Source organism: Sorangium sp. So ce394 (genome assembly GCF_051474665.1).
GTDB classification, from domain to species: domain Bacteria; phylum Myxococcota_A; class Polyangia; order Polyangiales; family Polyangiaceae; genus Sorangium; species Sorangium cellulosum_D.
This window is the reverse complement of the sequence record NZ_CP150339.1, coordinates 4,597,034-4,619,683: the sequence shown is the minus strand read 5'-3', so window position 1 is coordinate 4,619,683 and position 22,650 is coordinate 4,597,034. Positions and strand designations below refer to the sequence as shown.

23 protein-coding genes are annotated in these 22,650 nt (G+C 73.1%); 11 read left to right on the top strand and 12 right to left on the bottom strand.

Features of this window, described 5'->3' with window-relative positions:
• Window positions 1–5 precede the first annotated feature (5 nt).
• Window positions 6–1,622 carry a hypothetical protein gene (locus WMF33_RS17115; protein WP_437338129.1) on the bottom strand — a complete coding sequence of 539 codons (1,617 nt, stop codon included), beginning with the start codon at window positions 1,620–1,622 and terminating at the stop codon, window positions 6–8.
• A gap of 271 nt (window positions 1,623–1,893) precedes the next feature.
• Between WMF33_RS17115 and argJ the strand changes: the two genes are divergently transcribed.
• From argJ to WMF33_RS17085, 6 genes are all read left to right on the top strand, one after another.
• Window positions 1,894–3,069, top strand: coding sequence for a bifunctional glutamate N-acetyltransferase/amino-acid acetyltransferase ArgJ (gene argJ / locus WMF33_RS17110; RefSeq protein ID WP_437338128.1), 1,176 nt, complete (start codon window positions 1,894–1,896; stop codon window positions 3,067–3,069).
• A gap of 326 nt (window positions 3,070–3,395) precedes the next feature.
• Entirely contained in the window at window positions 3,396–4,256 is an 861-nt protein-coding gene (locus WMF33_RS17105; protein WP_437338127.1) for a hypothetical protein, read from the top strand.
• A gap of 169 nt (window positions 4,257–4,425) precedes the next feature.
• On the top strand, window positions 4,426–5,004 hold the full coding sequence (locus WMF33_RS17100; protein ID WP_236644638.1) for an OmpH family outer membrane protein: 579 nt from the start codon (window positions 4,426–4,428) through the stop codon (window positions 5,002–5,004).
• A gap of 41 nt (window positions 5,005–5,045) precedes the next feature.
• The gene (fabZ, locus tag WMF33_RS17095; protein WP_020735442.1) at window positions 5,046–5,513 is read left to right on the top strand and encodes a 3-hydroxyacyl-ACP dehydratase FabZ; all 468 of its coding nucleotides are present in this window, start codon (window positions 5,046–5,048) and stop codon (window positions 5,511–5,513) included.
• A 23-nt stretch (window positions 5,514–5,536) separates the two neighbouring features.
• Complete coding sequence (locus tag WMF33_RS17090; RefSeq protein WP_437338126.1) at window positions 5,537–6,238, top strand: TlpA family protein disulfide reductase; 702 nt, start codon at window positions 5,537–5,539, stop codon at window positions 6,236–6,238.
• A gap of 25 nt (window positions 6,239–6,263) precedes the next feature.
• Window positions 6,264–7,364 (top strand): enolase C-terminal domain-like protein, encoded by a 1,101-nt coding sequence (locus WMF33_RS17085; RefSeq protein WP_437338125.1) that lies wholly within the window; start codon window positions 6,264–6,266, stop codon window positions 7,362–7,364.
• A 49-nt stretch (window positions 7,365–7,413) separates the two neighbouring features.
• Here the strand turns inward: WMF33_RS17085 and WMF33_RS17080 are convergent, their stop codons facing one another.
• Both WMF33_RS17080 and WMF33_RS17075 read right to left on the bottom strand, forming a co-directional pair.
• Entirely contained in the window at window positions 7,414–8,088 is a 675-nt protein-coding gene (locus tag WMF33_RS17080) for a pseudouridine synthase (RefSeq protein WP_437338124.1), read from the bottom strand.
• Between the two features lie 14 nt (window positions 8,089–8,102).
• Complete coding sequence (locus WMF33_RS17075) at window positions 8,103–9,311, bottom strand: protein phosphatase 2C domain-containing protein (RefSeq protein WP_437338123.1); 1,209 nt, start codon at window positions 9,309–9,311, stop codon at window positions 8,103–8,105.
• Between the two features lie 258 nt (window positions 9,312–9,569).
• Here WMF33_RS17075 and WMF33_RS17070 point away from each other — a divergent pair, with 258 nt between their 5' ends.
• On the top strand, window positions 9,570–9,719 hold the full coding sequence (locus WMF33_RS17070; RefSeq protein ID WP_020735437.1) for a hypothetical protein: 150 nt from the start codon (window positions 9,570–9,572) through the stop codon (window positions 9,717–9,719).
• Window positions 9,720–9,980: 261 nt separating this feature from the next.
• Window positions 9,981–10,943: an FHA domain-containing protein gene (locus WMF33_RS17065; RefSeq protein WP_437338122.1), complete on the top strand. Its 963-nt coding sequence runs from the start codon at window positions 9,981–9,983 to the stop codon at window positions 10,941–10,943.
• A gap of 114 nt (window positions 10,944–11,057) precedes the next feature.
• Here the strand turns inward: WMF33_RS17065 and WMF33_RS17060 are convergent, their stop codons facing one another.
• The 7 genes from WMF33_RS17060 to WMF33_RS17030 all read right to left on the bottom strand — a co-directional run bounded on the left by WMF33_RS17060 (window position 11,058) and on the right by WMF33_RS17030 (window position 17,763).
• Complete coding sequence (locus WMF33_RS17060; protein WP_061622194.1) at window positions 11,058–12,197, bottom strand: acyl-CoA dehydrogenase family protein; 1,140 nt, start codon at window positions 12,195–12,197, stop codon at window positions 11,058–11,060.
• Between the two features lie 76 nt (window positions 12,198–12,273).
• A complete protein-coding gene (locus tag WMF33_RS17055) occupies window positions 12,274–12,417 on the bottom strand; it encodes a hypothetical protein (protein WP_020735434.1) in 144 nt (47 codons plus the stop codon).
• Window positions 12,417–12,701 (bottom strand): CcmD family protein, encoded by a 285-nt coding sequence (locus WMF33_RS17050; RefSeq protein WP_437338121.1) that lies wholly within the window; start codon window positions 12,699–12,701, stop codon window positions 12,417–12,419. Before WMF33_RS17050 ends, WMF33_RS17055 begins: the two co-directional genes overlap by 1 nt.
• Window positions 12,702–12,705: 4 nt before the next feature.
• Window positions 12,706–13,491: a cytochrome c biogenesis protein gene (locus WMF33_RS17045; protein ID WP_437338120.1), complete on the bottom strand. Its 786-nt coding sequence runs from the start codon at window positions 13,489–13,491 to the stop codon at window positions 12,706–12,708.
• A gap of 118 nt (window positions 13,492–13,609) precedes the next feature.
• Complete coding sequence (locus tag WMF33_RS17040) at window positions 13,610–14,998, bottom strand: TolC family protein (protein WP_437338119.1); 1,389 nt, start codon at window positions 14,996–14,998, stop codon at window positions 13,610–13,612.
• A gap of 64 nt (window positions 14,999–15,062) precedes the next feature.
• Window positions 15,063–16,601, bottom strand: a complete 1,539-nt coding sequence (locus tag WMF33_RS17035) for a sigma-54-dependent transcriptional regulator (RefSeq protein WP_437338118.1) — start codon at window positions 16,599–16,601, stop codon at window positions 15,063–15,065.
• A gap of 22 nt (window positions 16,602–16,623) precedes the next feature.
• The gene (locus tag WMF33_RS17030) at window positions 16,624–17,763 is read right to left on the bottom strand and encodes a diguanylate cyclase (protein ID WP_437338117.1); all 1,140 of its coding nucleotides are present in this window, start codon (window positions 17,761–17,763) and stop codon (window positions 16,624–16,626) included.
• A gap of 180 nt (window positions 17,764–17,943) precedes the next feature.
• Here WMF33_RS17030 and WMF33_RS17025 point away from each other — a divergent pair, with 180 nt between their 5' ends.
• On the top strand, window positions 17,944–18,918 hold the full coding sequence (locus tag WMF33_RS17025; RefSeq protein ID WP_437338116.1) for a COX15/CtaA family protein: 975 nt from the start codon (window positions 17,944–17,946) through the stop codon (window positions 18,916–18,918).
• 12 nt (window positions 18,919–18,930) lie between these two features.
• On the opposite strand, the gene WMF33_RS17020 is transcribed toward WMF33_RS17025, so the two are convergent.
• Entirely contained in the window at window positions 18,931–19,623 is a 693-nt protein-coding gene (locus WMF33_RS17020; RefSeq protein WP_437338115.1) for a hypothetical protein, read from the bottom strand.
• A 61-nt stretch (window positions 19,624–19,684) separates the two neighbouring features.
• Between WMF33_RS17020 and WMF33_RS17015 the strand changes: the two genes are divergently transcribed.
• On the top strand, window positions 19,685–20,260 hold the full coding sequence (locus WMF33_RS17015; protein WP_437338114.1) for a DUF99 family protein: 576 nt from the start codon (window positions 19,685–19,687) through the stop codon (window positions 20,258–20,260).
• Window positions 20,261–20,269: 9 nt separating this feature from the next.
• Here WMF33_RS17015 and WMF33_RS17010 read toward each other — a convergent pair whose 3' ends face one another.
• Window positions 20,270–21,346 carry a hypothetical protein gene (locus WMF33_RS17010; protein WP_437338113.1) on the bottom strand — a complete coding sequence of 359 codons (1,077 nt, stop codon included), beginning with the start codon at window positions 21,344–21,346 and terminating at the stop codon, window positions 20,270–20,272.
• Between the two features lie 628 nt (window positions 21,347–21,974).
• On the opposite strand from WMF33_RS17010, the gene WMF33_RS17005 reads away from it, so the two are divergent.
• On the top strand, window positions 21,975–22,544 hold the full coding sequence (locus WMF33_RS17005) for a bactofilin family protein (protein WP_063823922.1): 570 nt from the start codon (window positions 21,975–21,977) through the stop codon (window positions 22,542–22,544).
• The last annotated feature ends 106 nt before the right edge of the window (window positions 22,545–22,650 follow it).

The following is a 22,650-nucleotide window of genomic DNA, read 5'->3' as shown; positions in this document are numbered from 1 at the left end:
CCCCCTCATCTCCATCGAAGTCCCTTGTTGAGCTCCAGGCGCACGCGCCGGGTCTGCTTCGCGTGGCGCCCGCACAGGTCGGCGCCGACCAGCCCGGCGGTCCCAGGGATGAGCTGCTGGTCGGCGTCGATCATCCAGTGGGTGCGGTAGTTCATGCAGCACGTCGTCCGGCGCGGCGTCCGGTAGTCGAAGTAGCCGCACTTGTGCGGCATCCCGAAGGCGTGCGTGAGCTCGTGGACGATGGTGTGGAGCGTGCCTTGCTCGTAGCCGGGCCGGGGCTGCTCGCGCGCGGCGTCCCACCACGCCCGGTGGTGGGTGAAGAGGATGGTCCTGCCGGCGAAGTACCTCGCCGTTCCGACGTCGATCGTGGGGCTCATGCCGGCGGCGTAGGCGACGCCCGCCCCCCGCACGACGGCCTCGACGCGCGCCGGGATGCCGTAGCCCGGGGGCTCCCACGAAGCGCCGCTGCGGCGAGCGCGAGGGAAGAAGAAGAGGCGGTCCCTGTAGGCGTGCGCGAGGGACCCGTCGCCCGCGGTGAACTGGCTCTGGATGTCGTGCGGCTCGAGCCAGAGCTGCGTCCGCGGCGGGTCGGACAGGAGGGTCGCGATCGCCACCGAGAACCCGATCTGCTCGCCGTTCCAGCGGAACGTGACATGGCCCGCCTCGGGGTGATGGCCCGGGATCTCCACGTACTCCCGTCGCCTCTCTCCCTCTCCGCCGTCCCGGATCGTGACCACCCCGGTGAACAGCGGCGCGCCCTGGACCTCGGGCACCGGGTGCGGCTCGAGCGCGGCGATCAGGCAGAACCAGCCCGGCTCCCCGGCGTGCGAGAAGGCCTCGCTCACGAAGCGTGGCGCATGCTCCCCGAGCGTGCTCGCGTCGGGCGCGAGGTGCTGCCGGTCCTGGATCACCCGCTCTTCGGAGAAATCGAGCTGGGTGAAGACCGGGGCGAAATGGCTCGGCACCTGGTCCAGCGGCAGCGGGGACGCGCTCTCCATGCGGATGTACTCGACGTCGATCCGGCGCCACATCGTCATGATCCCGGTCTCGTCGGCGGCGGCCTCCGCGAGGCCCTCGGCCTCGACCTCGGCGCGGACGATCAGGTTGTCGCCGGCGATATCGGTCACGTGGCGCCGGATCGTGCTCCTCATCCCCACGATGGCCGTGCTCGCGCTGGTCTCCGTGGCGTCGGACATCGGATAGCCGTCCACCTCTTCCCAGCTGGGGCTCCGGTCCGGCGTCCCCTCGTTGTCGTCTTCGGCCGGCCCCACGTAGGCCCCCGCGGCGTCGTAGTCGTTCTCGTCGAAGGTGGGAGCCCAGTCCGGGTGCACCTCCGGCCGCTCGTTGAACGGGTCGTCGGGATCGCGCGCGCTCCAGCGGATGCGCGCGCCCTCCGGGAGCTCGCCGTCGGGGCTCGTCACCTCGGCGGTGATCTCGATGAGCTGCGTATTCCTCGCCCATCGCCCGTCGAGATCTCGATTGATGTAGACGCGTCCCTGGTTGTCCAGGCTCGTGTATCCGGGGCTGTATCCAGCCGCTCGCGTCGTCCCCGGCGGCGCGGAGCTGTCGGGAGAGCCCGGGAGATACAGACCTTTGATATCGACGATCCGGACGGCGACCATCGTCCCGGAGCATTGCAAAGGTCGCGCTCAGCCCGGCCGCCTCCGGACGTCTCACCCGCGGCGACGCGAAGAGAGGGAAGAGCGGAGCGGCCCTGAGAAACGCGCCGCATCCGAGCTCCCTGGCGGCGGAGCCGCTCCCGAGGACGGGCTCCGCCGCCGGAGCGCGGCGCCGAGCTCCGCGAGCGATCCGCCCGACAGCGCTCGACGTGGCCTCTGGGCCCCCATTGCCGCTTTCTCCCGGCGCGCGTTCGTGCGTAGACTCCGCGCCCTCATGAGCTTCGAGCCAGTTGCAGGGTTTCGCTTCGGCGCCATCAGCGCGGGGATCCGGAAAGACGGACGTATCGACGTCGCGCTCGCGGTGGCCGATCAGCCGGCGGTGGTGGCCGGCATGTTCACCCGGAACCTCGTGCGCGCGGCGCCCGTGGACATCGCCATGCGGCGCGTCCAATCGGGCCGCGCGCGCGCCGTCGTCGCCAACAGCGGATGCGCCAACGCCTGCACGGGCGAGGCCGGCTGGAAGGCCGCCCTCGACACGACGCGCGCCGTCGCCGAGGCCATCGGCGCCCCGGAGGACGAGGTCCTCCCCGCGTCGACCGGCGTCATCGGCGCCGTCCTGCCGGCGCACCGGATCGTCGAGCGCGTCCCCGAGCTGACGGCGCGCCTCTCGCCGAAGGGCTACCTCGACTTCGCCCAGGCGATCTGCACGACCGACCGCTGGCCGAAGCTCTCTCAACGCAAGCTGGCCGGGGGCGCCACGCTGCTCGGCATCGGCAAGGGCGCCGGGATGATCCACCCCGACGTCGGCCCCCCCCACGCGACGATGCTCGTCTTCCTGTTCACCGACGCCGTGCTCGACCCCGGCGAGGCGAACGAGGCGCTCGCGGCCTCGTGCGACGTGACGTTCAACGCGTGCACCGTCGACGGGGACACCAGCACCAACGACACGGTGCTCCTCCTGTCCTCCGGCGCGTCCCAGCGCCGCGCGTCGCGCGACGAGCTCACGGCGGCCCTCACCGAGGTCTGCGGCGAGCTGGCGCGCTCGATGGTGGCCGACGGCGAGGGCAGCACGCACGTCGCCGAGATCCGCGTCCGCGGGCTCTCGACGCGCGACGCGGCGCGCGCCGTGGCGCGCACGGTGGCCACGTCGATGCTCGTGAAGACCGCCCTGTTCGGCAAGGACGCGAACTGGGGGCGGCTGCTCGCCGCCGCCGGGCGCGCCGGCGTGCCCTTCGATCCGGCCGAGGCCCAGATCCTCGTCGGCGGCATCCCGATCGTGCAGAGCGGCGCGCCGATCGGGGCGGAAGCCGAGCGCAAGGCGAACGAGGTGCTCGCGCGCGACACCTACGTCATCGAGCTCGTGCTCGGCAGCGGCCCGGGCGACTTCTCCTACCTGACGAGCGACCTCGGACACGGCTACGTCGACGTGAACGCCGGCTACCGCTCGTGAGCCGCGGGGGGCGGCCGGCCGGACCGCTCGCGGCGAGCGCGCCTGCGCCCTGACCGGAACCCCTGCTGCGTCCGGCGGATCCGTGCGGGCCCGGAGCGACGGCCGCCCCGCCTCGCGCTGCGCCCGCGGGCCAGTGAACCTCGCGCGACGAGCGCTGGTGAACGCAGGTTCACAAAGCGAGAGGCCGATCCGGCTTCCCCGCGATCCTCTCCGGCCGCCCCGTGGGACGCCTCTCCAGCCGCCCCGTGGCACGCTGCGTGTTAGCGCGCGGCATGGTAGTCGTGCGGGAGGGCCGCGCCGGTGCCGGCCGCCGCTGGAGGACTTCGATGCTTCTTCATTCCCCCCTTGCGAAGATCCTGGGTCGAGGCGCGCTGTTCCTGATGCTCGCCGCGACCGCGACGGGCTGTGGCGGCTGCGGCGACGCCGCGGTCCACTGCGACCGCGACGGCGAGAACTGCCTCATCTGCGACGGCTACGGCTGTCGCCCGGCGGAGCCCGACGTCGGCGGTCAGGGCGGCGCCGGCCAGGGCGGCGTCGCCCAGGGCGGCGCCGGTCCGGGCGGCGAGGGCGGCGGAGAGGCCGCCTGCGACGCGGACCTCACCACATGTCCCTGCGACGGCGACGACGCGTGCGCGGACGGCACGCGGTGCGTCGACGGGCTCTGCATCGCGGCGTGCGAGTTCAGCTACGAGTGCGGCGCGGGCCGGCTGTGCGTCAACGGCGAGTGTGCCGACGGCTGCTCCGACAGCGTCCCCTGCGAGGCGCCCGGCACGCGGTGCGACCGCGGGGTCTGCGTCCCCGACGCCGAGAACCCCGAGTGCAGCGACGCGGCGCCGTGCGAGGGCGGCGCGCTCTGCGTCGACGGCGCGTGCGCCGCGGGCTGCGCCACCCACGACGACTGCGCCCCCGGCGAGGTCTGCAACGCGGTGACCGGCGCCTGCATGGCCGACCCGTCGCCGCAGCCCGGCTGCGCCGCCACGTCCTGCGCGGCCCAGGGCCAGGAGTGCATGGAGGACGGCTACTGCCACTACCCGTGCGAGAGCGAGCAAGCCTGCAGGCTCATCGATAGCCGCTTCGTCCGCTGCGAGGACGGCTTCTGCAAGACGCGGGAGGAGGTCGCGCCGGAGTGCACGCTCGACGAGCCCTGCCCCGACGGCAAGGACTGCATCTCCGGCGAGTGCCTCTGATCCACCGCCGCTGACCGAGGGACCCGCCGCCGCTCCGCCGCGGCGGAGCGGCGGAGCGGCGGGCGACGAGCCGCCATCGACGCACCCTCACCTTCCGTGGCCCTGCCCCGCACACCTTGACCGTCCGTCACGCGGCGGGTAATCGCCTCGAATGGTCGCCCGCTCCCCCGTGCATCGTCCCGCGCCGCTCCTCGTCCGGATCGCCCGCGCCGCCGTCGTGTCGCTCGCCCTCGCCGCGCCGAGCGTCGCCGCCGCCGAGACCCGGATCGCCGTGGTCGACGTGCAGCACGCCGTCATGCAGACCGAGGACGGCATCCGCGCGCAGGCCACCCTGAAGAAGCTCTTCGACCGGCGCCAGCAGGAGCTCGACGCCAAGCAGACCGAGCTGCAGAAAGCGCGCGAGGACATCGAGAAGCAGTCGCGCGTGCTCTCGCGCGAGTCGCTGCAAAAGCGGATGGAGGACTGGCAGCGCCAGATGGTCGAGCTCCAGACCGTGTTCGTCGACTACAATAAGGAGCTGCAGAAGAAGCAGGGCGAGCTCACCGGGCCCATCATCAAGAAGATGATGGTCATCGTCGCCCGGGTCGCGAAGAAGTCGGGCTACGAGATCATCCTGGACAAGCAGGCGGCCCCCTACGTGCGCGCGGATCTCGACCTGACGGAGCAGGTGGTTCAGCTCTACAACACCGGCGGCGGCGAGGACGACGCGGGCGGCGACAAGGCGGAGAAGAAGGACGACGCCAAGTAGCGCGCTGCCCGCGCGCGCCACGCCGCCGAAAGGAGCCGGCCTTGCCCGACCGAACCCAAGAGCCCGTCTCGCTCGAGATCCATCAGATCCTGTCGATCCTGCCGCACCGCTACCCGCTCGTGATGGTCGATCGGGTGACGGAGGTCACCGCCAACAAGAGCATCCGCGGCTACAAGTGCGTCGCGTACAACGAGCCCTGGTTCCAGGGGCACTTCCCCCAGCGGCCGATCATGCCCGGGGTGCTGATCCTTGAGTCGCTCACGCAGCTCGGCGGCATCCTCGCCTACGCGTCGGACCCGTTCGACGCGACGTCGAACCTCATGTTCTTCCTCGGCATCGATAAGGCGAAGTTCCGCCACACGGTGACGCCCGGCGATCGGCTCGATCTCTACGTCGAGGTGCTGCACCACCGCTCGAACGTGTGGAAGCTGCGCGGCGAGGCGAGCGTCGACGGGACGCTCTGCGCCGAGGGGGAGATGCTCGCCTCCGTCGTCGATCGCGAGCCATGATGATCGGAGAGGGAGATCGCCCCATGAGCCGGACCCCATCGTTCGCCCGCGTCGCCGCTGTCCTCTGCGCCTCCTTCGCCCTGTCGCTGTCGGCCGGCTGCGGCGGCGCCGCGCCCCCCGCCCCCCCGGCGCCCGAGGCGGGCGGCGGCCTCGTCGGCTCGGCGGCCCCCGAGCTCGCGGCCGAGGTCGTGAGCGGCGAAGGGCCCGCCACGCTCAAGGAGGCGGGCGGCAAGGTGGTGATCGTCGACTTCTGGGCGACCTACTGCCACCCCTGCCGGAAGTCCTTTCCCAAGTACCAGGAGCTCGTCGAGCGCTTCGGCGGCGGGCTCGCCGTGCTCGCCGTCGCCCTCGACGCCCCCGAGGACGTCTCGAAGGAGCAGCTCGTCGCGTTCGCGGACGAGGCAGGCGTCAAGTTCAAGATCCTCTGGGACAAGGACCAAAGCGCGGTGAAGAGCTATAGCCCGCGGCGGATGCCGACCGCCTTCATCGTCGACCGGCGCGGCGTCGTGCGTCACGTCCACGCGGGCTACGAGGACGGCGAAGAGGAGAAGATCGCCCGCGAGATCGAGGCGTTGCTCGGCGAAGCGGCCCCTCCGCCGGCGGCAGCGCCGGCAGCAGCGCCGCCGGCCGATCCGAACGCGCCGGCGCCGGCGGCAGCTCCGAACGCGGCGCCTCCCCCGGCCGAGGCGCCCGCGCCGAACGACGGCGCCCGCCCCTCCCCGTGAGCCTCGCGAGGCGGCGGCTATCCTCATGTCCCCTACCCTGATCCAGCGCGTCTCGGTCGAGGCGCTCGACATCCCGCTGCACGAGCCGTTCGGCATCGCCGGCGGCGCGCAGGAGCGCGCGGCGAACCTCCTCGTCACCGTGGCGCTGGCCGACGGGACGCTCGGCTTCGGCGAGGCCGCGCCGCTCCCCGCCTTCAACGGCGAGACGCAGGAGGCGTCGCGCGCCGCCGCCCTCTCGCTGCGCGCCGCCGTCGTGGGCGCGGACGCGCGCGCGTGGCGCGCCATCGCGGTCGCGCTCCGCGCCGCGGCGGGCGGCGGCGCCGGCGCGGCGCGCTGCGCGATCGAGACGGCGATCCTCGACGCGCTCACGAAGCGCGCGGACATGCCGCTCTGGGCCTTCTTCGGCGGCGCGGGGACGGCGCTCACGACCGACATCACCATCACCACGGGCTCGCCGGAGCGCGCGGAGGAGGCCGCGCGGCGCGCCTCGGCCATGGGCTTCCGCGCGCTCAAGGTGAAGGTCGGCGGCCGCCTCGCCGCGTCGGACCCGGCGCGCCTCGAGGCGATCGTCGCGGCGGCGCCGGAGGCGTCGCTGATCCTCGACGGCAACGGCGGGCTCACGGCGGCCGAGGCGCTCGCGCTCGTCGCGCACGCGCGCCGGCTCGGCGCGACCGTCGCGCTCCTGGAGCAGCCGGTGCCGCGCGACGACTGGGACGGCATGAAGGAGGTCACGCGGCGCGCCGGGGTCGACGTGGCCGCCGACGAGAGCGCCGCCTCCGCGGCGGACGTCCTCCGCGTCGCGGCGGAGCGCGCGGCGACCGTGGTCAACATCAAGCTGATGAAGGGCGGCATCGCCGAGGCGCTCGACGTCGCGGCGGTCGCCCGCGCGGCGGGGCTCGGCCTGATGATCGGGGGGATGGTCGAGTCGGTGCTCGCGATGACGGCGTCCGCCTGCTTCGCCGCCGGCCTCGGCGGGTTCTCGTTCGTCGATCTCGACACGCCCATGTTCCTCGCCGAGAACCCCTTCGACGGCGGCTTCGCCCAGCGAGGCCCGGCGCTCTCGCTCGACGGGGTCCGGGCGGGGCACGGCGCCGCCCCGAAGCGCCGCGATCCGGAAGCCGCCTAGCGCGCTTCAGGCCCCGCGAAGGAGGATCGCCGGCGCGCCGCGGGCGCGCTCACGCCCCAGGCGCCGTGCCGATCCACGCCGGCACGCCGAGCTGGTCGAACGGCCCTCGCAGGTCGTCGGGCAGCGGCGCGGCGATGCGCAGCTGCGCGCCCGTCTCGGGGTGGGCGACGGCGAGCTCGGCCGCGTGCAGCGCGAGGCGGTGCAGCGCGTAGCGCTCGCGGAAGAGGCGGTTGTGCTCGCCCTTGCCGTAGTTCACGTCGCCGATGATCGGGTGGCTGATGTGCTTGAGGTGCCGCCGCACCTGGTGCAGCCGCCCCGTGCGCGGGCGCGCCTCGACCACGGCGTAGCGCTCGAGCGCGTGGAGCCGCTCGAACTCGGTGACGGCCGGGACGCGCGGGCCCCCCTCACGCCGCGGGATCGGGTGATCGATGCACCCGCGCTCCGGCGGCACGCCGCGGACGAGCGCCAGGTAGCGCTTCCGCGCGAGGCCCTGCTCGAACTGCGCGCCGAGCAGCGCCGCCGCGGCCGCGTCCAGCGCGACGAGCAGCACGCCGCTCGTCGCCCGGTCGAGGCGGTGGACCGGGAACACCTTCCGGCCCAGCGCCCGCTCGGCGAGATCGACGAACACGACCGGCGCGGTGCCCCAGCCGCGGTGCACGAGCAGCCCGGACGGCTTCGCGAAGGCCGCGACGCGATCGTCCAGGTGGAGCAGGGAGAGCTGCATCGCGGAGGCGCCGCTCAGCCGGTCCCCAGGGCGAGGTACCGCGCGAGCCGCTGGTACAGGGCCGCCGCGAGCTCGGCGTCGTGCTCGCACACCTCGGCGAAATCGTCCTTGCGGATCCGGATGAGCCGCGTCCGCGCCGCGGCGACCGGCAGGTCGCCCTTGCGCCGCGCGCCGACGAGCGACTCCGGGAAGAGCAGGCCGGAGGAGATGATCCGCCGCCCGTCGGGCAGGTCCACGGCCCCGTCGAGCACCAGGTAGGCGACCAGATCGCTCGCGACGTCGCGCGGGATGCGATCGCCCGCGCCGAGCTCCACCTCGACGCCCGCCGCGAGCGCCCCGAGCACCGCGGCCGGGCTCATGCCGGCGAGGAGCGGGCACGCGGACAGCACCGAGAGGTCGCGCGAGGACGGACCGGCGTCGTCCGCGCGCTTCACGAAGCGATCCATGATGTCGATGACGATCACGCTCGCGTTGTCGAGCCCGCCGCGCTCGCGCGCGTGCTTGAGGAGGCCCTCGGCGACGTCCTGGGGGCCGCCCTTCGCGCAGAAGCGGGAGAGCGACGCCTCGCTCTCGATCGCGTTGTGCACCCCGTCGGTGCAGAGCAGGATGCGATCGCCGCGCGAGAGATCGACGAACAGGGTGTCGACCGAGACGGTGCCGGCGAGCCCGATCGCGTTCACGAGCGGGTTGCGCTGCGGCTTCCTGGCCGGGGTCGGGGTGCCGGCCGCGCGGAGCGTGTCGTAGAGGGCGTGGTCCTGCGTGAGCTGGACGGTGGTGGTCGGGCGGACGAGGTACGCGCGGCTGTCGCCCGCGTGGGCGAAGAAGGCCCGGCTGTGCGCGAGCACCACGAAGTCGAGCGTCGTGCCCATCCCCTGGTAGCTCGGCTCGGTGCGGCGCGCCTCCAGGATGGCCGCGTGCGCCGCCTCGCCCACGCGGCGGAGCAGCGCGAACACCTCGCGGCGCGCCTCGATGTTCGGGTCGGCCACGTAGGCGTCGAGGATGGCGGCCGCGGGCGGGCGGAGCACCTCGTCGCGCACCGTGTCGATCGCGATCTGGGCGGCGACCTCGCCGGCGGCGTGGCCGCCCATGCCGTCGGCGATGCCGAAGAGGGCGAGCTCGGGGCAACAGAGGATCCGGTCCTCGTTGCTCGGGCGGACGAGGCCGACATCGGTCGATGCGGCGAACTCGATGCGATAGTCGAAGCGCGGGAGGATCCGGGACACCGCGACCAGGATAGACACCGTGCGGGCGGCGTCAAAATCGCGCGGCGCTCGGCGACCGCGCGGTCGCTCCGCGCCCGCTCGCCTGCGCTCGTCCGCGCTCGCCCCGGCCCCGCGCCGCGCGATCGTTGCCGGGGCCACGCCGACGCGGCCCGGCACGCCCTGCGCACCGGCCGCGGCGAGGCCGTGCCCCCGGCGGACACACCAGCGTGCAACGCGCACGGATCCACGGTTGGCCCGACTCTCGCGTCTTCCGGGGGCATGCAACTCATCGAGGTGGACGTCGGGCGCTTTCGGCTCGAATTCGGCGGTGGGCTCGGGCTGGAGGTCATCCTCCTGTTCAGCCGCTCGGTCGCCTTCTGGCGCTGGGGCGGCGAGCTCGTTGCGGAGGTCAGCGTCGGCGTGAGCTGAGCCGGACATCCGTCGTCTCGCCCCTCGCCCGGCGGCCGCAGCAGATTCGGGACGTGCAGCGAAAGAGCCTCAGACGAAAAATTCCGGTAGGATTCGGCTCGACCGCATGAGGCCTTGCTGCTGTCTGCCATCCACCACGCTCGCTCCAGCCGCGGCGCCGCCGCAGGCCCGCACAGCGATTCCGCCGTTCACGCTCGAGCCTGGCAGGCCGGCGCCGCGAGCGATCCCGCGCGCGACTCGGCGCGTCGCCCGGAGCGCGCGATGACCGTGCAACCGCGGATCGACGTCGCGACCATGCGGCGCGCCCTGTCCACCGCCGAGGCGGTGATGGCGCTGAACCCGCCCGAGTCGCCGATGATCGAGGGCTACCGCCTGTTCCGGGTGTCGGGCGGCGACGTCGCGTGGCTGGACATGCCCGCGAACACCGGCGCGTACGCCGTGTTCGGCTCGCACCCGCGCTGCGACGTGAAGTTCGCGTCGGGCGACGACGTGTGCGTGCGGCACCTGGTCGCCACGTGCTGCAACCTGCCCGACGGCGGCTTCGGCCTGCGGCTCATGGACCTGCAGACCTCGATCCCGTTCTTCGTGGACGACGACGTGCCGCGGCGCTCGATCGTGGTCAGCGGCCCGCTGCTCGTGCGCATCGGCAAGCACGTGGTCGGCGGGCTCCCGGTCGGGCCGCGCGCCTCGTCGCGGGTGCTAGAGGTGAGCTCGTGCGGGATGAGCGAGCCGCCGCGCGGGCTCGAGAGCGTCTCGGAGAAGCCCGCGGACGGCGCCGTGCCCCCGTCGCCGACCGAGGGCATCACGACCAGCCACCGCTTCGCCCGCGGGGAGATCTCGCACATCACGTCGGTGCGGCCCGTCTCGCACATCGAGGAGATGGTCGCGCCGCGCGCGAAGACCGGGTACGTGCGGCTCACGCTGCAGTCGAGCGAGCGCAGCGCCGCGGTCGAGCTGCCCGAGAAGGCGCTCGAGGACGGCGTGCTGCTCGGGCGCGCGGACAACTGCCTGGATCGCGGGCTGCGCGCCGTCCTGAGCACCCACATCTCGCGGACCCACCTGCTGCTCCTGCGCGACGGCGCCGAGGTCATGGCCCTCGATCTCTGCTCGACGAACGGGACGAGGTACGCGGGCCAGAAGGTGCGCCGCGTGATGATCCCCGCCGAGGGCCTGGCCCTCACGCTGGGCCCCGAGCTGACGCTGATCTGGCACCCGCAGACGTGACGCCGTCCGCCCTCGCGGCGGGCCGGCGCGGCGGCGGCGCGCCGGCGAAGGGCGGGACGCCGGGCGAGGCGATCGCTCCCCCGGCGCCCTGCCGGCCCCGCGGCGCGCCGCGCGCTACGACAGGAGCTGGCGCGCGATGACGATGCGCTGGATCTGGCTCGTGCCTTCGTAGATCTGGAGGACCTTCGCGTCGCGCATCATCTTCTCGACGGGGTACTCCTTGACGTAGCCGTTGCCGCCGAACACCTGGACGGCGTCCACGGCGGTCTGCATGGCGCTGTCGGCGCCGTAGGCCTTCGCGAAGCTCGAGACGATGGGGTCGCGCACCCCGTGATCGAGGTTCCACGCGGCCTTCTGGTAGAGCAGGCGCGTCCCCTCGACGCGGATCGCCATCTCCGCGAGCATCCACTGGATCAGCTGGTGGTTGCCGATCGGCTGGCCGAACGTCTTGCGCTCCTTCGCGTAGGCCACGCACTCGTCGAGGCAGCGGCGCATCAGGCCCGTCGCGGCCGCGCCGATGTCGGGGCGGGTCTGGTTGAAGGTCTCCATCGCGAGCTTGAAGCCGTGCCCCTCCGCCGCGAGGAGGTTCTGCTTCGGCACCTTCACGTCCTCGAGGAACACCTGCGCGGTGTCGCTCGCCCGCTGGCCGAGCTTGTCCTCCTTCTTGCCGACGCGGAGGCCGGGCGTGTCCCGATCGACGATGAACGCCGCGATCCCCTTGTGCCGGAGCTCCGGGTTCGCGGTCGCGAAGATCACGTAGTAGCGCGCGTAGCTCGCGTTCGTGATCCAGCACTTCTGCCCGTTCAGCACGTAGTCGTCCCCGTGCTTCGTGAAGCGGGTCTTGAGCCCCGCGACGTCGCTGCCCGCGTCCGGCTCGCTCGTGCAGTAGCTCGCCATGATCGGCTCGGCGGTGAGCATGCCGAGGTACTTCTTCTTCTGCTCCTCGCTGCCCGCGAGCTTGATGGGCGTGAGCGCGAGCCCGTTCGCGAGGAAGCTCGTCTGGATGCCGGTACAGCCGTACGAGAGCTCCTCGGCGAGGAGGGCGTTCTCCATCTCGCCCATCCCCGGGCCGCCGTACTCGGCCGGACAGGTCGGGTTGACGAGGCCGATGTTCCAGCCCTCCACGAAGACGTCCATCGGGAAGGACGACTTCTGATCGCACTCGGCCGCGATCGGGGTGATGCGCTCCTTCGTGAAGCGACGCGCCGTATCGATGAGAGCCTTGTGCTCTTCGCTCAGAGAGAAATCGACCACGTGACCTCCGGCTAGTACGGCAGGGACGGCGTTCGCCGCGCCCGCCGGCAACGGGGACGAGGGCTCGCGCCCCCGCTCACTCCTTCATTCTGCGCTTGCGTCGCTCGAGCTCGGCGCGCACGGCGCGGCTGCCCAGGATATAGCCGATGATCAGCCCCAGCATCAGCACCACGGGGATGTAGAGCGCGTGCTGCGGGGTCATCTCCCCGAGGTTCGGCATCAGCTCGTTCCCTGACCCGCGCCCGCGCCCGCCCGCGCCTTCCGCACGGCGGCCTCGAGCGCGTCGATGCGCCGGTCGATCTGCTTCTGCCGGCGCCAGGAGAGGAAGACGAGCCCGAAGATGATGAGCCAGATCGCGGCGTAGGCCTCGACGAGCAGCTTCTCGCCGCTCTGCATCTCGTTCCCGCCCTCCACGGGGCGGAACGCCTGCGCTCGGTCGTCCGTGGCCGTGCCCGTCGGTTGCTGCAGGGCCGCGTGGGAGAACAAGGAATGAAGGGATTTCACGTTGTCAGTCCTCTCCGATACCGACTTCGAGGGCCTCTTGCTCGAGCTCCGCGAGCCGCGCGGACGCGAGATCGACGCGGAGGCGCGACCACAGGAGCGCGAGGGAGAGCAGGGTGAACGAGAGGAAGCCGAAGCCGAGCGCCAGCTTCATGTCGGGGTGCCCGAGGCCACCGCCCTTGCCCGTGATGACCGTGGGGTGGTTACCGCCCCACATCTTCACCGAATAATGGATGATCGGCAGGTTGGCCGCGCCGAGGACGCCGAGGGCCGCGGCGAACTTGCGCTCGGCCTCGCTGTCGCCCGTGAAGGCGCGGAGCACGACATAGGCGATGTAGATAAGGACGCTGAGGAGCGAGGTCGTCAGGCGCGGGTCCCACGTCCAGTACACGCCCCACGCCTTGGCGGCCCACAGCGGGCCGGTGATGAGGACGATGAGGCCCATGGCCACGGCGACCTGCGCGCCGGCCTTCGCCAGCGAGTCCCACCACTGCGTGCCGCGCGCGAGGTAGCCGGCCGAGCCGATGAAGCAGGCGGTCGCGCCGAGGTACATCGCGTAGCCGGCCGGGGCGTGGAAGTAGAAGATCTTCTGCACGACCCCCATCGAGGCCTCCGTCGGCACGACGTAGGCGACGAAATGGAGCGTCCCGATGATGGCGAGGGCCGACGCGGCGAGCAGGACCGAGAACGCGATGGTGGAGGCGCCCGACGCGCCGCCCGCGCCGCGCCGCGCCGCATCCCCGCTCGCCGCCAAAGCCACCCTGCGCGGCGCCCGCTCGTCGTTGGCTCCCATATGCTGGCGCGCCACCGTAGTGCCAAGGACGGTCGCGTTCAAGCCGCGGTGAAGGTCGGACGGGGGCGGCCAGGCGCCGGCGAGGCAGCCCACGCGCTCAGCGCGGCCGCCCCCTCGGTCACGTGCCGTCCGGAGCGATCGCGTCCCAGCCCGTCGCCTTCGCGAGGCGCGACATCGCCATGTCGAGCTCCATCGTCGCGTTCAGCTGGCTGAAGCGGTTCGTGGCGTACGCCTTGGCTGGATCAATCAAGTCCTTCTCCGCCATGGTCCCGACGTCGATTCCTTGCTGGACCATCACGAGCCAGCGCTTCCCGTACTTGGCCGCCTTCGTGTAGGCGTCGAGGCGCTTCTGCGCCTCCACCACCTCGGCGTAGGCGGTCTCGACCTCGGTCGCGACCCCGCCCATGGCGAAGCGCTGCGTCGCGGCCATCTCCTCGAGCTGCGCCTCGGCGAAGCGGATGCGCGCCGACTGCGGGAGCAGGTCGAGCTTCCACTGCAGCACGAGCGCGGCGCCGTAGTGGAAGTAGTTGCCGGGGTCGCTGGTGAACGGGTTCAGCTGATCCGCGACCTCGGGCGCGGCGCTCACCCCGGCCTGCAGCCCGATGCCGATGTCGGGGAACAGCTGCGCGCGCGCGAGCCGCACCTGGGCGGACCGCGCGTCGAGGCCCGCGCGCGCCTGCGCGAGCTCCGGCCGGTACAGGCGCGCCGCGGTGAGGTAACGGCTGACGTGCCCGAGCCGGTGCTTCGGCGGGCGGATCGGGACGTCGGGGATGTCGAGCTCCGGGACGCCCGTGTAGAAGCGCAGCCCGGCCAGCGCGACCGAGATGTACTTGTCGACCTCGGCCCCGCGCGCCTCGAGCTCGGCCCCGAAGGTCTGCAGCTTGAGCAGCTCGATCGGATCGCCCTCCTCGCGCTCGACCTGCTCCTCCAGGCGCCGGAGCGCCTTGTCCATCTCGGTCCGCACGTCCGTGAGCAGGCTCCGCGAGTCGCGCGCGAGCTGGAGGCCGAAGTAGGCCTTGCGGACGTCGAGCCGCACCGCGTCCCGCTCCTTCTCCACGCTCGCCTGGTTCACGCGGACGTTCGCCTCGGCGGCGTCCCAGAGGCTCGTGATCTTCCCGAAGGTCCAGAGCGGCACCACCCCGTCGATGTTCGCGCGCCAGGCGACCCCGAGGCTCGAGGTGAGCGAGACGTCGGTGTTCGGGCTGAAGATGTTGTTGCCGCGGACGGTCGGCGCGAGCGCGACGCCGCCGGTCAGCTTGAACTGCGAGAACGGGGCGTAGTGAGCCTCGTCGAGCTGCGCGCGGACCTGGTTCAGCTTCGCGCGGGCGGCGAGGACGTGCGGGTGGTTGCGATCGGCGAGCGCGAGGACGCGCGGGAGATCGAGGACCACCGCCGCCTGCCGACGGGGAGCGCCGCCGGTGTCGGCGGCGGCGGGGAGCGGGGCGAGCCGGACCGCGAGGGAGACGGCGGCGGCGACAAGAGCACCTCGTGCAGCGCGTCGGGCCATTTTCGGCGCAACGTAGCACGAGCTGGCCGCGCGCTTGCGCGGCGCGCTCTGCCCGCCGCGCGCGTCAGCCAGCGCCGCCCCTGCGCGGCGGCGCCGCCGCCTCCGCGTCGTCCCCCTCCCCTGTGCCGTCCCCCTCCCCTGTGCCGTCCCCCTCCCCTGCGCCTTCCCCCATCGCCGCCTCGTCCCCCCGCGACGCGACCTTTTTCTTGAGCCTCCGGAAATTCGAGCGATCCATCCCCGCCTGCCGCGCCGCCTCGCTGAGGTTGTTGCCGGTGCGCTGCAGCAGGCGCCCGATGTAGATCCGATCGAACGCCTCGATGGCGCGCTCCTTGGCCTCCGCGTACGGGAGCTCGCAGAGCTGCGCGGGCAGGACGAGCGCATCCCTCGGCGGGCGCCGATCCGGCCCGGCGCGCCCCGACACCGCGGGCGGCAGATCCGCGGGCAGGATCGCGTCGCCGCGCGCGGAGAGCACGGCGTGCTCGATCGCGCTCTCGAGCTCGCCCGCGTTGCCGGGCCAGGCGTGCTCGCGCAGGAGGCGCGCCGCCTCGGGGCCGATCCGCGCGACGCCGCGCCCGTGCCGGCGCGCGCACCGGTGCAGGAAATGGCTCGCGAGCAGCGCGATGTCGTCCCGGCGCCGGCGGAGCGGCGGCAGCTCGATGACGATGACGCCGAGGCGGTAGAGGAGGTCCTCCCGGAACTCGCCGGCGGCGGCGCGCGCCCTCAGGTCGGCGCACGTCGACGCGATGACGCGGACGTCGACCCGGCGCGGCGCGTCCGCCACCACGGCGGCCCCCGCCGCGGCGACCTCGCCGTGCGTGAGGACGCGCAGCAGCCGGGCCTGGGCCGCGAGCGGCAGCGCCGAGACCTCGTCGAGGAAGAGCGTGCCCCCGTCCGCGGCGTCGATCAGGCCCCCGCCGGCGCCCCCGTCCGGCGCGGCGCCGCGGCCCTCGCCGAAGAGCTCCTCCTCGGCGCGCGGCGTCGGGAGCGCGCTGCAGTCGACCGCGACGAACCGCCGCCCGGCGCGCGGCCCGCGCCGGTGGACGGCGCGCGCGACGAGCTCCTTGCCCGTCCCGCGCTCGCCCACGAGCAGGATGGGCGCGGCCACGGACGCCACGCCGAGCGCCCTCCGGTAGGCGTCCTGCATCGCGGCGGAGCTCGCGATCACCTCGCCGAGCTGCTCGTGCTCGCCGACGCGCTCCTCGAGGGCCCGCGCGCGGCCCTCGAGCCGCCGGCGCTCGATCGCGCGCTCGACGGCGATCGAGAGCGCGGCCTCGGGCTCGACCGGCTTCGTCACGAAGGCGTACGCGCCGGCGCGCACGGCCGCGACGGCGGCGTCGAGCTCGGCGTGGCCCGCCATCACCACGACCTCGACGTCGGGGTGCGCCGCCTTGATCTGCGCGAGCACCTCGGCGCCGCTCATGCGCGGCATGGCGAGGTCGAGCAGCACCGCCTCGACGCGGGTGGTCGCGAGCAGCCCGAGCGCCGCGGGGCCGTCCTCCGCGGTGAGGACGTCGAAGTCGCGCACGAGCGCGCGCGCGAGGTTGCGGCGCTGGGCCGGCTCGTCGTCGACGAGGAGGATGCGGGCGCGAGCTCGGGCGTTCACGAGGCGGAGCGGCGGGGCGGGACTAGAGCGGCTTGCGCGGGGGGAGATCGGTGCCCCGGCGCGTCTGCGGCTCCCTCGGCTCGTCCGTGGCCGCGGCGAAGGCGGGATCGCTGGACTTCCGGAGCTTGGGCGGAGGCGGCGGGGGCGGCGGATCGGCGCTCCCCGTCGGCGTGTAGATCTGGCCGTGCTGCTGGAAGACGCAGATCCGGTTGCCGCCCTCGCGCTTCGCCTGGTGGAGCGCGCTCTCGGCGGCGCGGATCAGAGCGTCCTTGGAGCGGACGTCGCGCGAGGGGTAGAGCGAGACGCCGATCGACACGCTGCACGGCCGCGACGCGCCGCCGAACTCGACCGGGTTGCCGGACGCCTCGCGCCAGATCCGCTCGGCCACGGTCAGCGACCCGGCGAAGTGCGTGCTCGGCAGGACGATGAGGAACTCCTCGCCGCCGTAGCGCGCGACCACGTCGACCTCCCGGACCGAGCGGCGGATCCCGTCGGCCACGCGCCGGATCACCGCGTCGCCGAGGGTGCGCCCGCCGATCTCGTTCATCGCCTTCAGCCGATCGATGTCGACGAGCACGCAGGCGAACGGCTCGTGGTAGCGCTCCGCGCGCTTGAACTCCTCGTTGAGCCGCGTGAAGAGGTAGCGGTAGTTGTAGAGCCCCGTCATCTCGTCGTGGATGGAGAGCTGCTCCAGGTACGCGCGCTGTGCGGCGACGTGGTCGTGCAGCCGCTTGATCCGGAGCATCGCCCCGACGCGCGCGAGGAGCTCCTCCTCCTCGAACGGCTTGCACACGTAGTCGTCGGCGCCGATCTTGAGCCCCTCGACCCGGCTCGCCGTGTCGGCCTTCACCGTGACCAGCACGACGGGGAGGAACGACTCGGCGGTCATGCTCTTCAGCAGCCGGCACGCCTCGAGGCCCGTGAGCCGGGGCATCACGATGTCGAGGAGCGCGAGGTCGACCCCGCCGCGCCCGATGAGCTCGATCGCCTCCTGGCCGTCGTCGACCGCCTCGACCTGGAAGCCGGCCTTGTGCAGGATGCTCACCAGCATCTGGCGCGCGAGGCGGTCGTCGTCGGCGACCACGATCCTCGGCGGTCGACTGCTCAGGAGCTCGGCCGGCGCGGAGAGCGGAGCGCCTCGGATGTCCTCGCTGTTCGGCACGGGCACATCCTCCCTTCGGGCGAGGCCGGGCGCAACGAGATCGCACGACAGCGGAAGCCCGCTCGCCGCCGGTCGCGCGGGCCGCTCGCCGGCGCGGCGCCGGCCGCCGCGGGGGTCGCGCGCGGCGTCGCCGGTCGCGCGCGGGCTGCCGTCGCGCTGGTTTCGCGGTAAGGACCCCGCATGAATCAGGCGCGGTTCTGGAAGCTCGCGGCGCTCGCGCTGGCCTTCACGCTCGGCGTGATCCTGTGGGGCGCGTTCGTGCGCGCGACCGGCTCGGGGGCCGGCTGCGGCAGCCACTGGCCGACGTGCAACGGCGACGTCATCCCACGTTCACCGAGCGCGGCGACCTTCATCGAGTTCACGCACCGCGCCACCTCGGGCGTCGCCTTCCTGCTCGTGGCCTTGCAGCTCGTCTGGGCGCTGGTCGCCTATCCGGCGGGGCACCCGGTGCGCGGCGGCGCGGCGGCGTCGATGCTGTTCATGGTGACCGAGGCGGCGGTGGGCGCCGGCATCGTGCTGCTCGAGTACGTCGCCCACGACGCGTCGGCGGCCCGCGCGCTCTGGATGGCGGTGCACCTCATCAACACGTTCCTGCTCGTGGGCGCCATGACGTGCACGCTCTACTGGGCGCGCGGCGGCCGGCGGGTGCGCTTGCGCGGCCAGGGCGCGACGGGCGCGCTGCTCGCCGCCGCGCTCGCGGGCGTCCTCGCGGTGGGCGTGACCGGGGCGATCGCGGCGCTCGGCGACACGCTCTTCGCGGCGGGCTCGCTCCGCGAGGGCCTCGCGCAGGACTTCTCGCCCGCGGCGCACTTCCTCGTGTCGCTGCGGGTCCTGCACCCGGTCGTGGCGGCGGTCGTGAGCGTCTACCTGCTCTACGCCCGCGGCGCGATCGCGGCCCGGCGCCCCTCGCCGCTGGTCGAGCGGCTCTCCGCGGCGACCGGCGGGCTCGTGCTGCTGCAGATCGGCGCGGGGGTCGTCAACCTGCTGCTGCTCGCGCCGGTGTGGATGCAGCTCGTCCACCTCCTGCTCGCCGACGCGCTCTGGATGGTCCTCGTGACGCTCGCGGCCGCCGCGCTGAGCGAGGAGGTCCCGGCGCCGGACGCGGGCCCGCGCGGGGAGAAGGCGCGGCCGGAGGCGGTCGCCACGCCGGGGTAGGCCGCCAGTGCGCTAGAGGTCGCCCGAGCTCTCGGCGCCCTGCTCGGAGTCCTGCGAGATCGTGCGGCGGACCGCGCGCTGCCGCGTCGGCCCGGCCTGGGCCGCGGCGCTCTGCGCGGGGAGGGACGCGGGGAAGTCGACCTGGAGCACCATCCCCTGGTCGGTCTCGATCACGCGGTAGGTCGCGTCGGTCTGCGCGCGCAGCTCGATCACCATGTCGAGATCGTTGCCCTGGTCGACGAGCTGCACCTGGCTCACCGGGGTCGCGAAGAACGAGGTGACGAGCGGGAACCGGTTCGTCTGGATCGCCCCCGCCCCCTTCATCCGGTAGACGAGGCGCCCGGCGGCCTTCGACTCGGCGACGTCGACCTTGCCGCCGTGGATCTGCACGAACACGCGCGAGCCCCCGGTCGGGAGCATGCGGAAGCCCGGGAAGGTGGCGACCGGCCGTCCGGTGAGGTCGGCCTGCGCGTCCTTCGGCTTCGGCTTCGGCTTGCGCGCGCGCTGCCGGGCGGGCTGCGGCGCGCCGGCGCTCTGGCTGCGCGGGCTGGCGGCTGCCGCCTTCTGCGGGGCGGCGGCGTTCGCGGGCCCCGGCGCGGCCTTCGGGGCGGCCGGGGCGGCGGGCGCGCCCTGCGCGAGGGCGAGCGGCGAGGCGAGGCCGAGGGCCAGCGAGAGGCTCAGCGAGAGATGCCGGGGAGGTCTCACGCTACCAAGTACAGCACGCGCGCCTGGTCCGGAAAAGACGGCAGCGCGTTAAGCTCGGCGCGTGCCGCCCCGCGTCGCCCGCCTCTCCCACGTCATCGGCGTCGACGACGCGCCTTTCGCCCGCGATCACCGCGGCGACGTGCCGGTGATCGGGGCCGTCTTCGCGGGGCTGCGCCTCGAGGGGGTGCTCTCCACCCGCGCCCGCCGCGACGGGCGGAACGCCACCCCGGCGATCGCCGCGATGATCCGGGGCTCCCGCTTCTATGCGCAGGCGCAGGTGGTCCTGCTCCAGGGGATCGCGGTGGCGGGGTTCAACGTGGTCGACATCGCGGCGCTGCGCGACGCCCTCGCCCTCCCGGTCGTGGTGGTGGCGCGGCGCCTCCCGGACCTCGACGCGATCCGCGACGCGCTGCTCTCGCGCGTGCGGGGCGGGCGCCGCAAGTGGGCGCTCATCGAGCGCGCCGGGCCGATGGAGCCCGTCGGCGGCGTGTACGTGCAGCGCGCCGGGATCTCGCTGGAGGACACGACTGCGCTGCTCGCGCGGCTGTCCGTGCACGGCCACCTCCCCGAGCCGCTGCGCGCCGCGCACCTCATCGCCGGCGGGCTGACCACCGGCGAGAGCCGCGGGCGCGCGTGACGCGCGGGGCTACAGCGCGAGGCGGCTCGCGACGCTGGCGGTGCCCGGCTTCTCGACCTTTTTTCCGCGGCCGGTCACCTTCGAGTAGATGACGTCGAGGTTGGCGGTGATGTCGAGATAGAACTGCGCCGTGGGGCTGTAGAAGAAGTTCCTCCGCTTGCCGTCGAGGCCGATCTGGAGGTTCGTGTTGTTGTACCCGAGCGTGAGGTCGACGACCTCGAAGATCGGGTAGTTCAGGCTGACGTCGAAGGCCGTCTGCGGCACGTACGTGGGCCCTTGAGAGCCCTCGTAGGGGGCGCAGCCGGTGGCCGTCTCGGCGCATCCCCCCTCGAACTCGTGCTTGAAATCGCTGAGCAAGGCGAAGCTCGTCCCCAGGGAGAGGTCCTGGTAGAGCGGCACGTCGACCTGGAGGCTCGTGGCCAGACGATCCATCGCCAGCGACGTGCCGCTCAGCTGGTCGTCGGGCGCCGTCTCGCCGCTCGGGGTCATCCGCGGTCGCGCGAGGCCCTCCCGCACCGGCGTGTACGAATCCGAGAACAGGTGGGAGTAGCTCACGCCGAGCGTCGCCGTCACGTGGTTGAGCCCGTCGGCCTTCGCGCCGAGGAGCTTGATCTTCTGGATGAGCTGCGGGCCCAGCGACACGGTGAAGTACTTGCCGGAGTTCCAGCTCGCCGGGGAGGTCGGCAGGATCAGGCGCAGCCGCATGGCGGCGTCGGTCTTGTACTCGCCGCGGTCCGCGCCGCCGCTCTCCCAGAGCTCGCGGCTGTACCGGCCGTTGAGCGCGATGTCCTTGAACTGCGGCTCCCGGTAGGTCGTCGTGATGTCGCTGTTCGTGAGCTCGGTGACCCAGCCGATCTCGGCGGACACCGACACCTTGTCCTTCGGCCGGTCGAGCACGTAGAAGTTCGGCCGGAAGGTGAAATCCCAGCCGTAGACCTGGTCGGCAGGGATGTACTCCCCGCCGACGCCGAACAGGGTCGTGCTGGCGCCCTGGTTCCAGGTGAACGTCGACCCGCGCCAGCGCAGGGTCGTCTCCTCTTCCTCCTCCAGCACGGCGTCTGCCGCGGTGCCCTGGCTCCACCGCACCGCGGGCGACGTGATCGGCCCTGGCTCCGGTCCCGGCGTCTGCGTGGGCGACGGCGGCTCCGCCGGAGGCGCCGGCTCCGCCGGAGGCGCCGGCTCCGCGGGCTGAGCAGCAACGGAAGGCGCAGCAGCGGCAGCAGCACCGGGCGCGGCAGCGGCACCGGGCGCGGCAGGAGCGGCGGGAGCGGCAGGGATGCCGGGAGCGGGCGCGGACGCTTCCGGGGCAGCCGGCGCCGGAGCGGACGGCTGAGCTGGCCCGGCGGGCGGAGCCGGATCGGCCGGCGGAGCCTTCGGCGGCTCGGGCGGCGTCTGCGCGGACGCCACCGAGATGCTGCCCAGGACACCGGCAGCCACAAGCAACGAACGGAACGTCATCTGCACTCCCTCTCCTGGTCCCTTCGGACCCTCACGCTCCACCGCGCGCTCGGCCAGACGTCCGCCCGCGCTCCGCACGCCCCCCGGCCCCCAGGCGCCGGGAACCCGCCCCCTTTGCAGAAAACGTACCCCGCAGCAATTTATCCACAAACAATTGAAATGATTACATATTCATGGCCACCGCCGCGCGCGCGTTACCCTGCTGACGCGCGCCGCCGTTGCGAATGTGACGATGGCTGAAGTAAGCCAACAGGCCATGGACCCGATGTCCTTCCCGGGCGACAGGGACTCGCCCCTCTCGTCGCGATCCCCCGGAGGCCCCCGCGGCGACGACACAGGGGGCCACAGGCCCACCGAGATCAACGCCCTCCTGGGCCGCGGCACGCACTTCGAAGGCAAGCTCTTCTTCGAGGGCCGCGTGCGCATCGACGGCAGCTTCCGCGGCGAGATCCGCGGCGAAGACGTGCTCGTCATCGGCGAGGGGGCGCTCGTGATCGGAGAGATCCACGTGGTCACCTGCATCGTCACGGGGGGCGAGGTCCAGGCGAGCATCCGCGCCCGCGATGCCATCGAGCTCTACGCGCCCTCCAAGGTGACCGGCGCGCTGCACGCGCCCGCCATCTTCATCGATCGCGGCGTGCAGTTCGACGGGTCGTGCAAGATGGCCCCGCTCGAAGACGACGCTGGCGAGCGGCCTCTGCGGCCGCCCGCGGCGTCCTCCGAGCCCGACGCCGATGTCGCCGGACAAGGCGCGAAGACCGCCGAGGACAGCGGCGGCGGCGCGCAGCGCGGCGCGACCGCGAAGCGCTCCGACGCGGATCGCTGAATTCCGACCTCCGCCGAAGATCGCACATTTTCTGTAGCGTGCAGGGGTGCGGCTGCCCGCTCAGCGAGTTACATCTATCGAGCGGCCGCGCTCTCGCCGCCCGAGG

Bases quoted from the DNA above. Each gene is read 5' to 3' on its own strand.
- WMF33_RS17115 (WP_437338129.1), bottom strand. From the start codon at position 1,622: ATGGTCGCCGTCCGGATCGTCGATATCAAAGGTCTGTATCTCCCGGGC.
- argJ (WP_437338128.1), top strand. From the start codon at position 1,894: ATGAGCTTCGAGCCAGTTGCAGGGTTTCGCTTCGGCGCCATCAGCGCG.
- WMF33_RS17105 (WP_437338127.1), top strand. From the start codon at position 3,396: ATGCTTCTTCATTCCCCCCTTGCGAAGATCCTGGGTCGAGGCGCGCTG.
- WMF33_RS17090 (WP_437338126.1), top strand. From the start codon at position 5,537: ATGAGCCGGACCCCATCGTTCGCCCGCGTCGCCGCTGTCCTCTGCGCC.
- WMF33_RS17085 (WP_437338125.1), top strand. From the start codon at position 6,264: ATGTCCCCTACCCTGATCCAGCGCGTCTCGGTCGAGGCGCTCGACATC.
- WMF33_RS17080 (WP_437338124.1), bottom strand. From the start codon at position 8,088: ATGCAGCTCTCCCTGCTCCACCTGGACGATCGCGTCGCGGCCTTCGCG.
- WMF33_RS17070 (WP_020735437.1), top strand. From the start codon at position 9,570: ATGCAACTCATCGAGGTGGACGTCGGGCGCTTTCGGCTCGAATTCGGC.
- WMF33_RS17065 (WP_437338122.1), top strand. From the start codon at position 9,981: ATGACCGTGCAACCGCGGATCGACGTCGCGACCATGCGGCGCGCCCTG.
- WMF33_RS17055 (WP_020735434.1), bottom strand. From the start codon at position 12,417: ATGCCGAACCTCGGGGAGATGACCCCGCAGCACGCGCTCTACATCCCC.
- WMF33_RS17045 (WP_437338120.1), bottom strand. From the start codon at position 13,491: ATGGGAGCCAACGACGAGCGGGCGCCGCGCAGGGTGGCTTTGGCGGCG.
- WMF33_RS17040 (WP_437338119.1), bottom strand. From the start codon at position 14,998: ATGGCCCGACGCGCTGCACGAGGTGCTCTTGTCGCCGCCGCCGTCTCC.
- WMF33_RS17025 (WP_437338116.1), top strand. From the start codon at position 17,944: ATGAATCAGGCGCGGTTCTGGAAGCTCGCGGCGCTCGCGCTGGCCTTC.
- WMF33_RS17005 (WP_063823922.1), top strand. From the start codon at position 21,975: ATGGACCCGATGTCCTTCCCGGGCGACAGGGACTCGCCCCTCTCGTCG.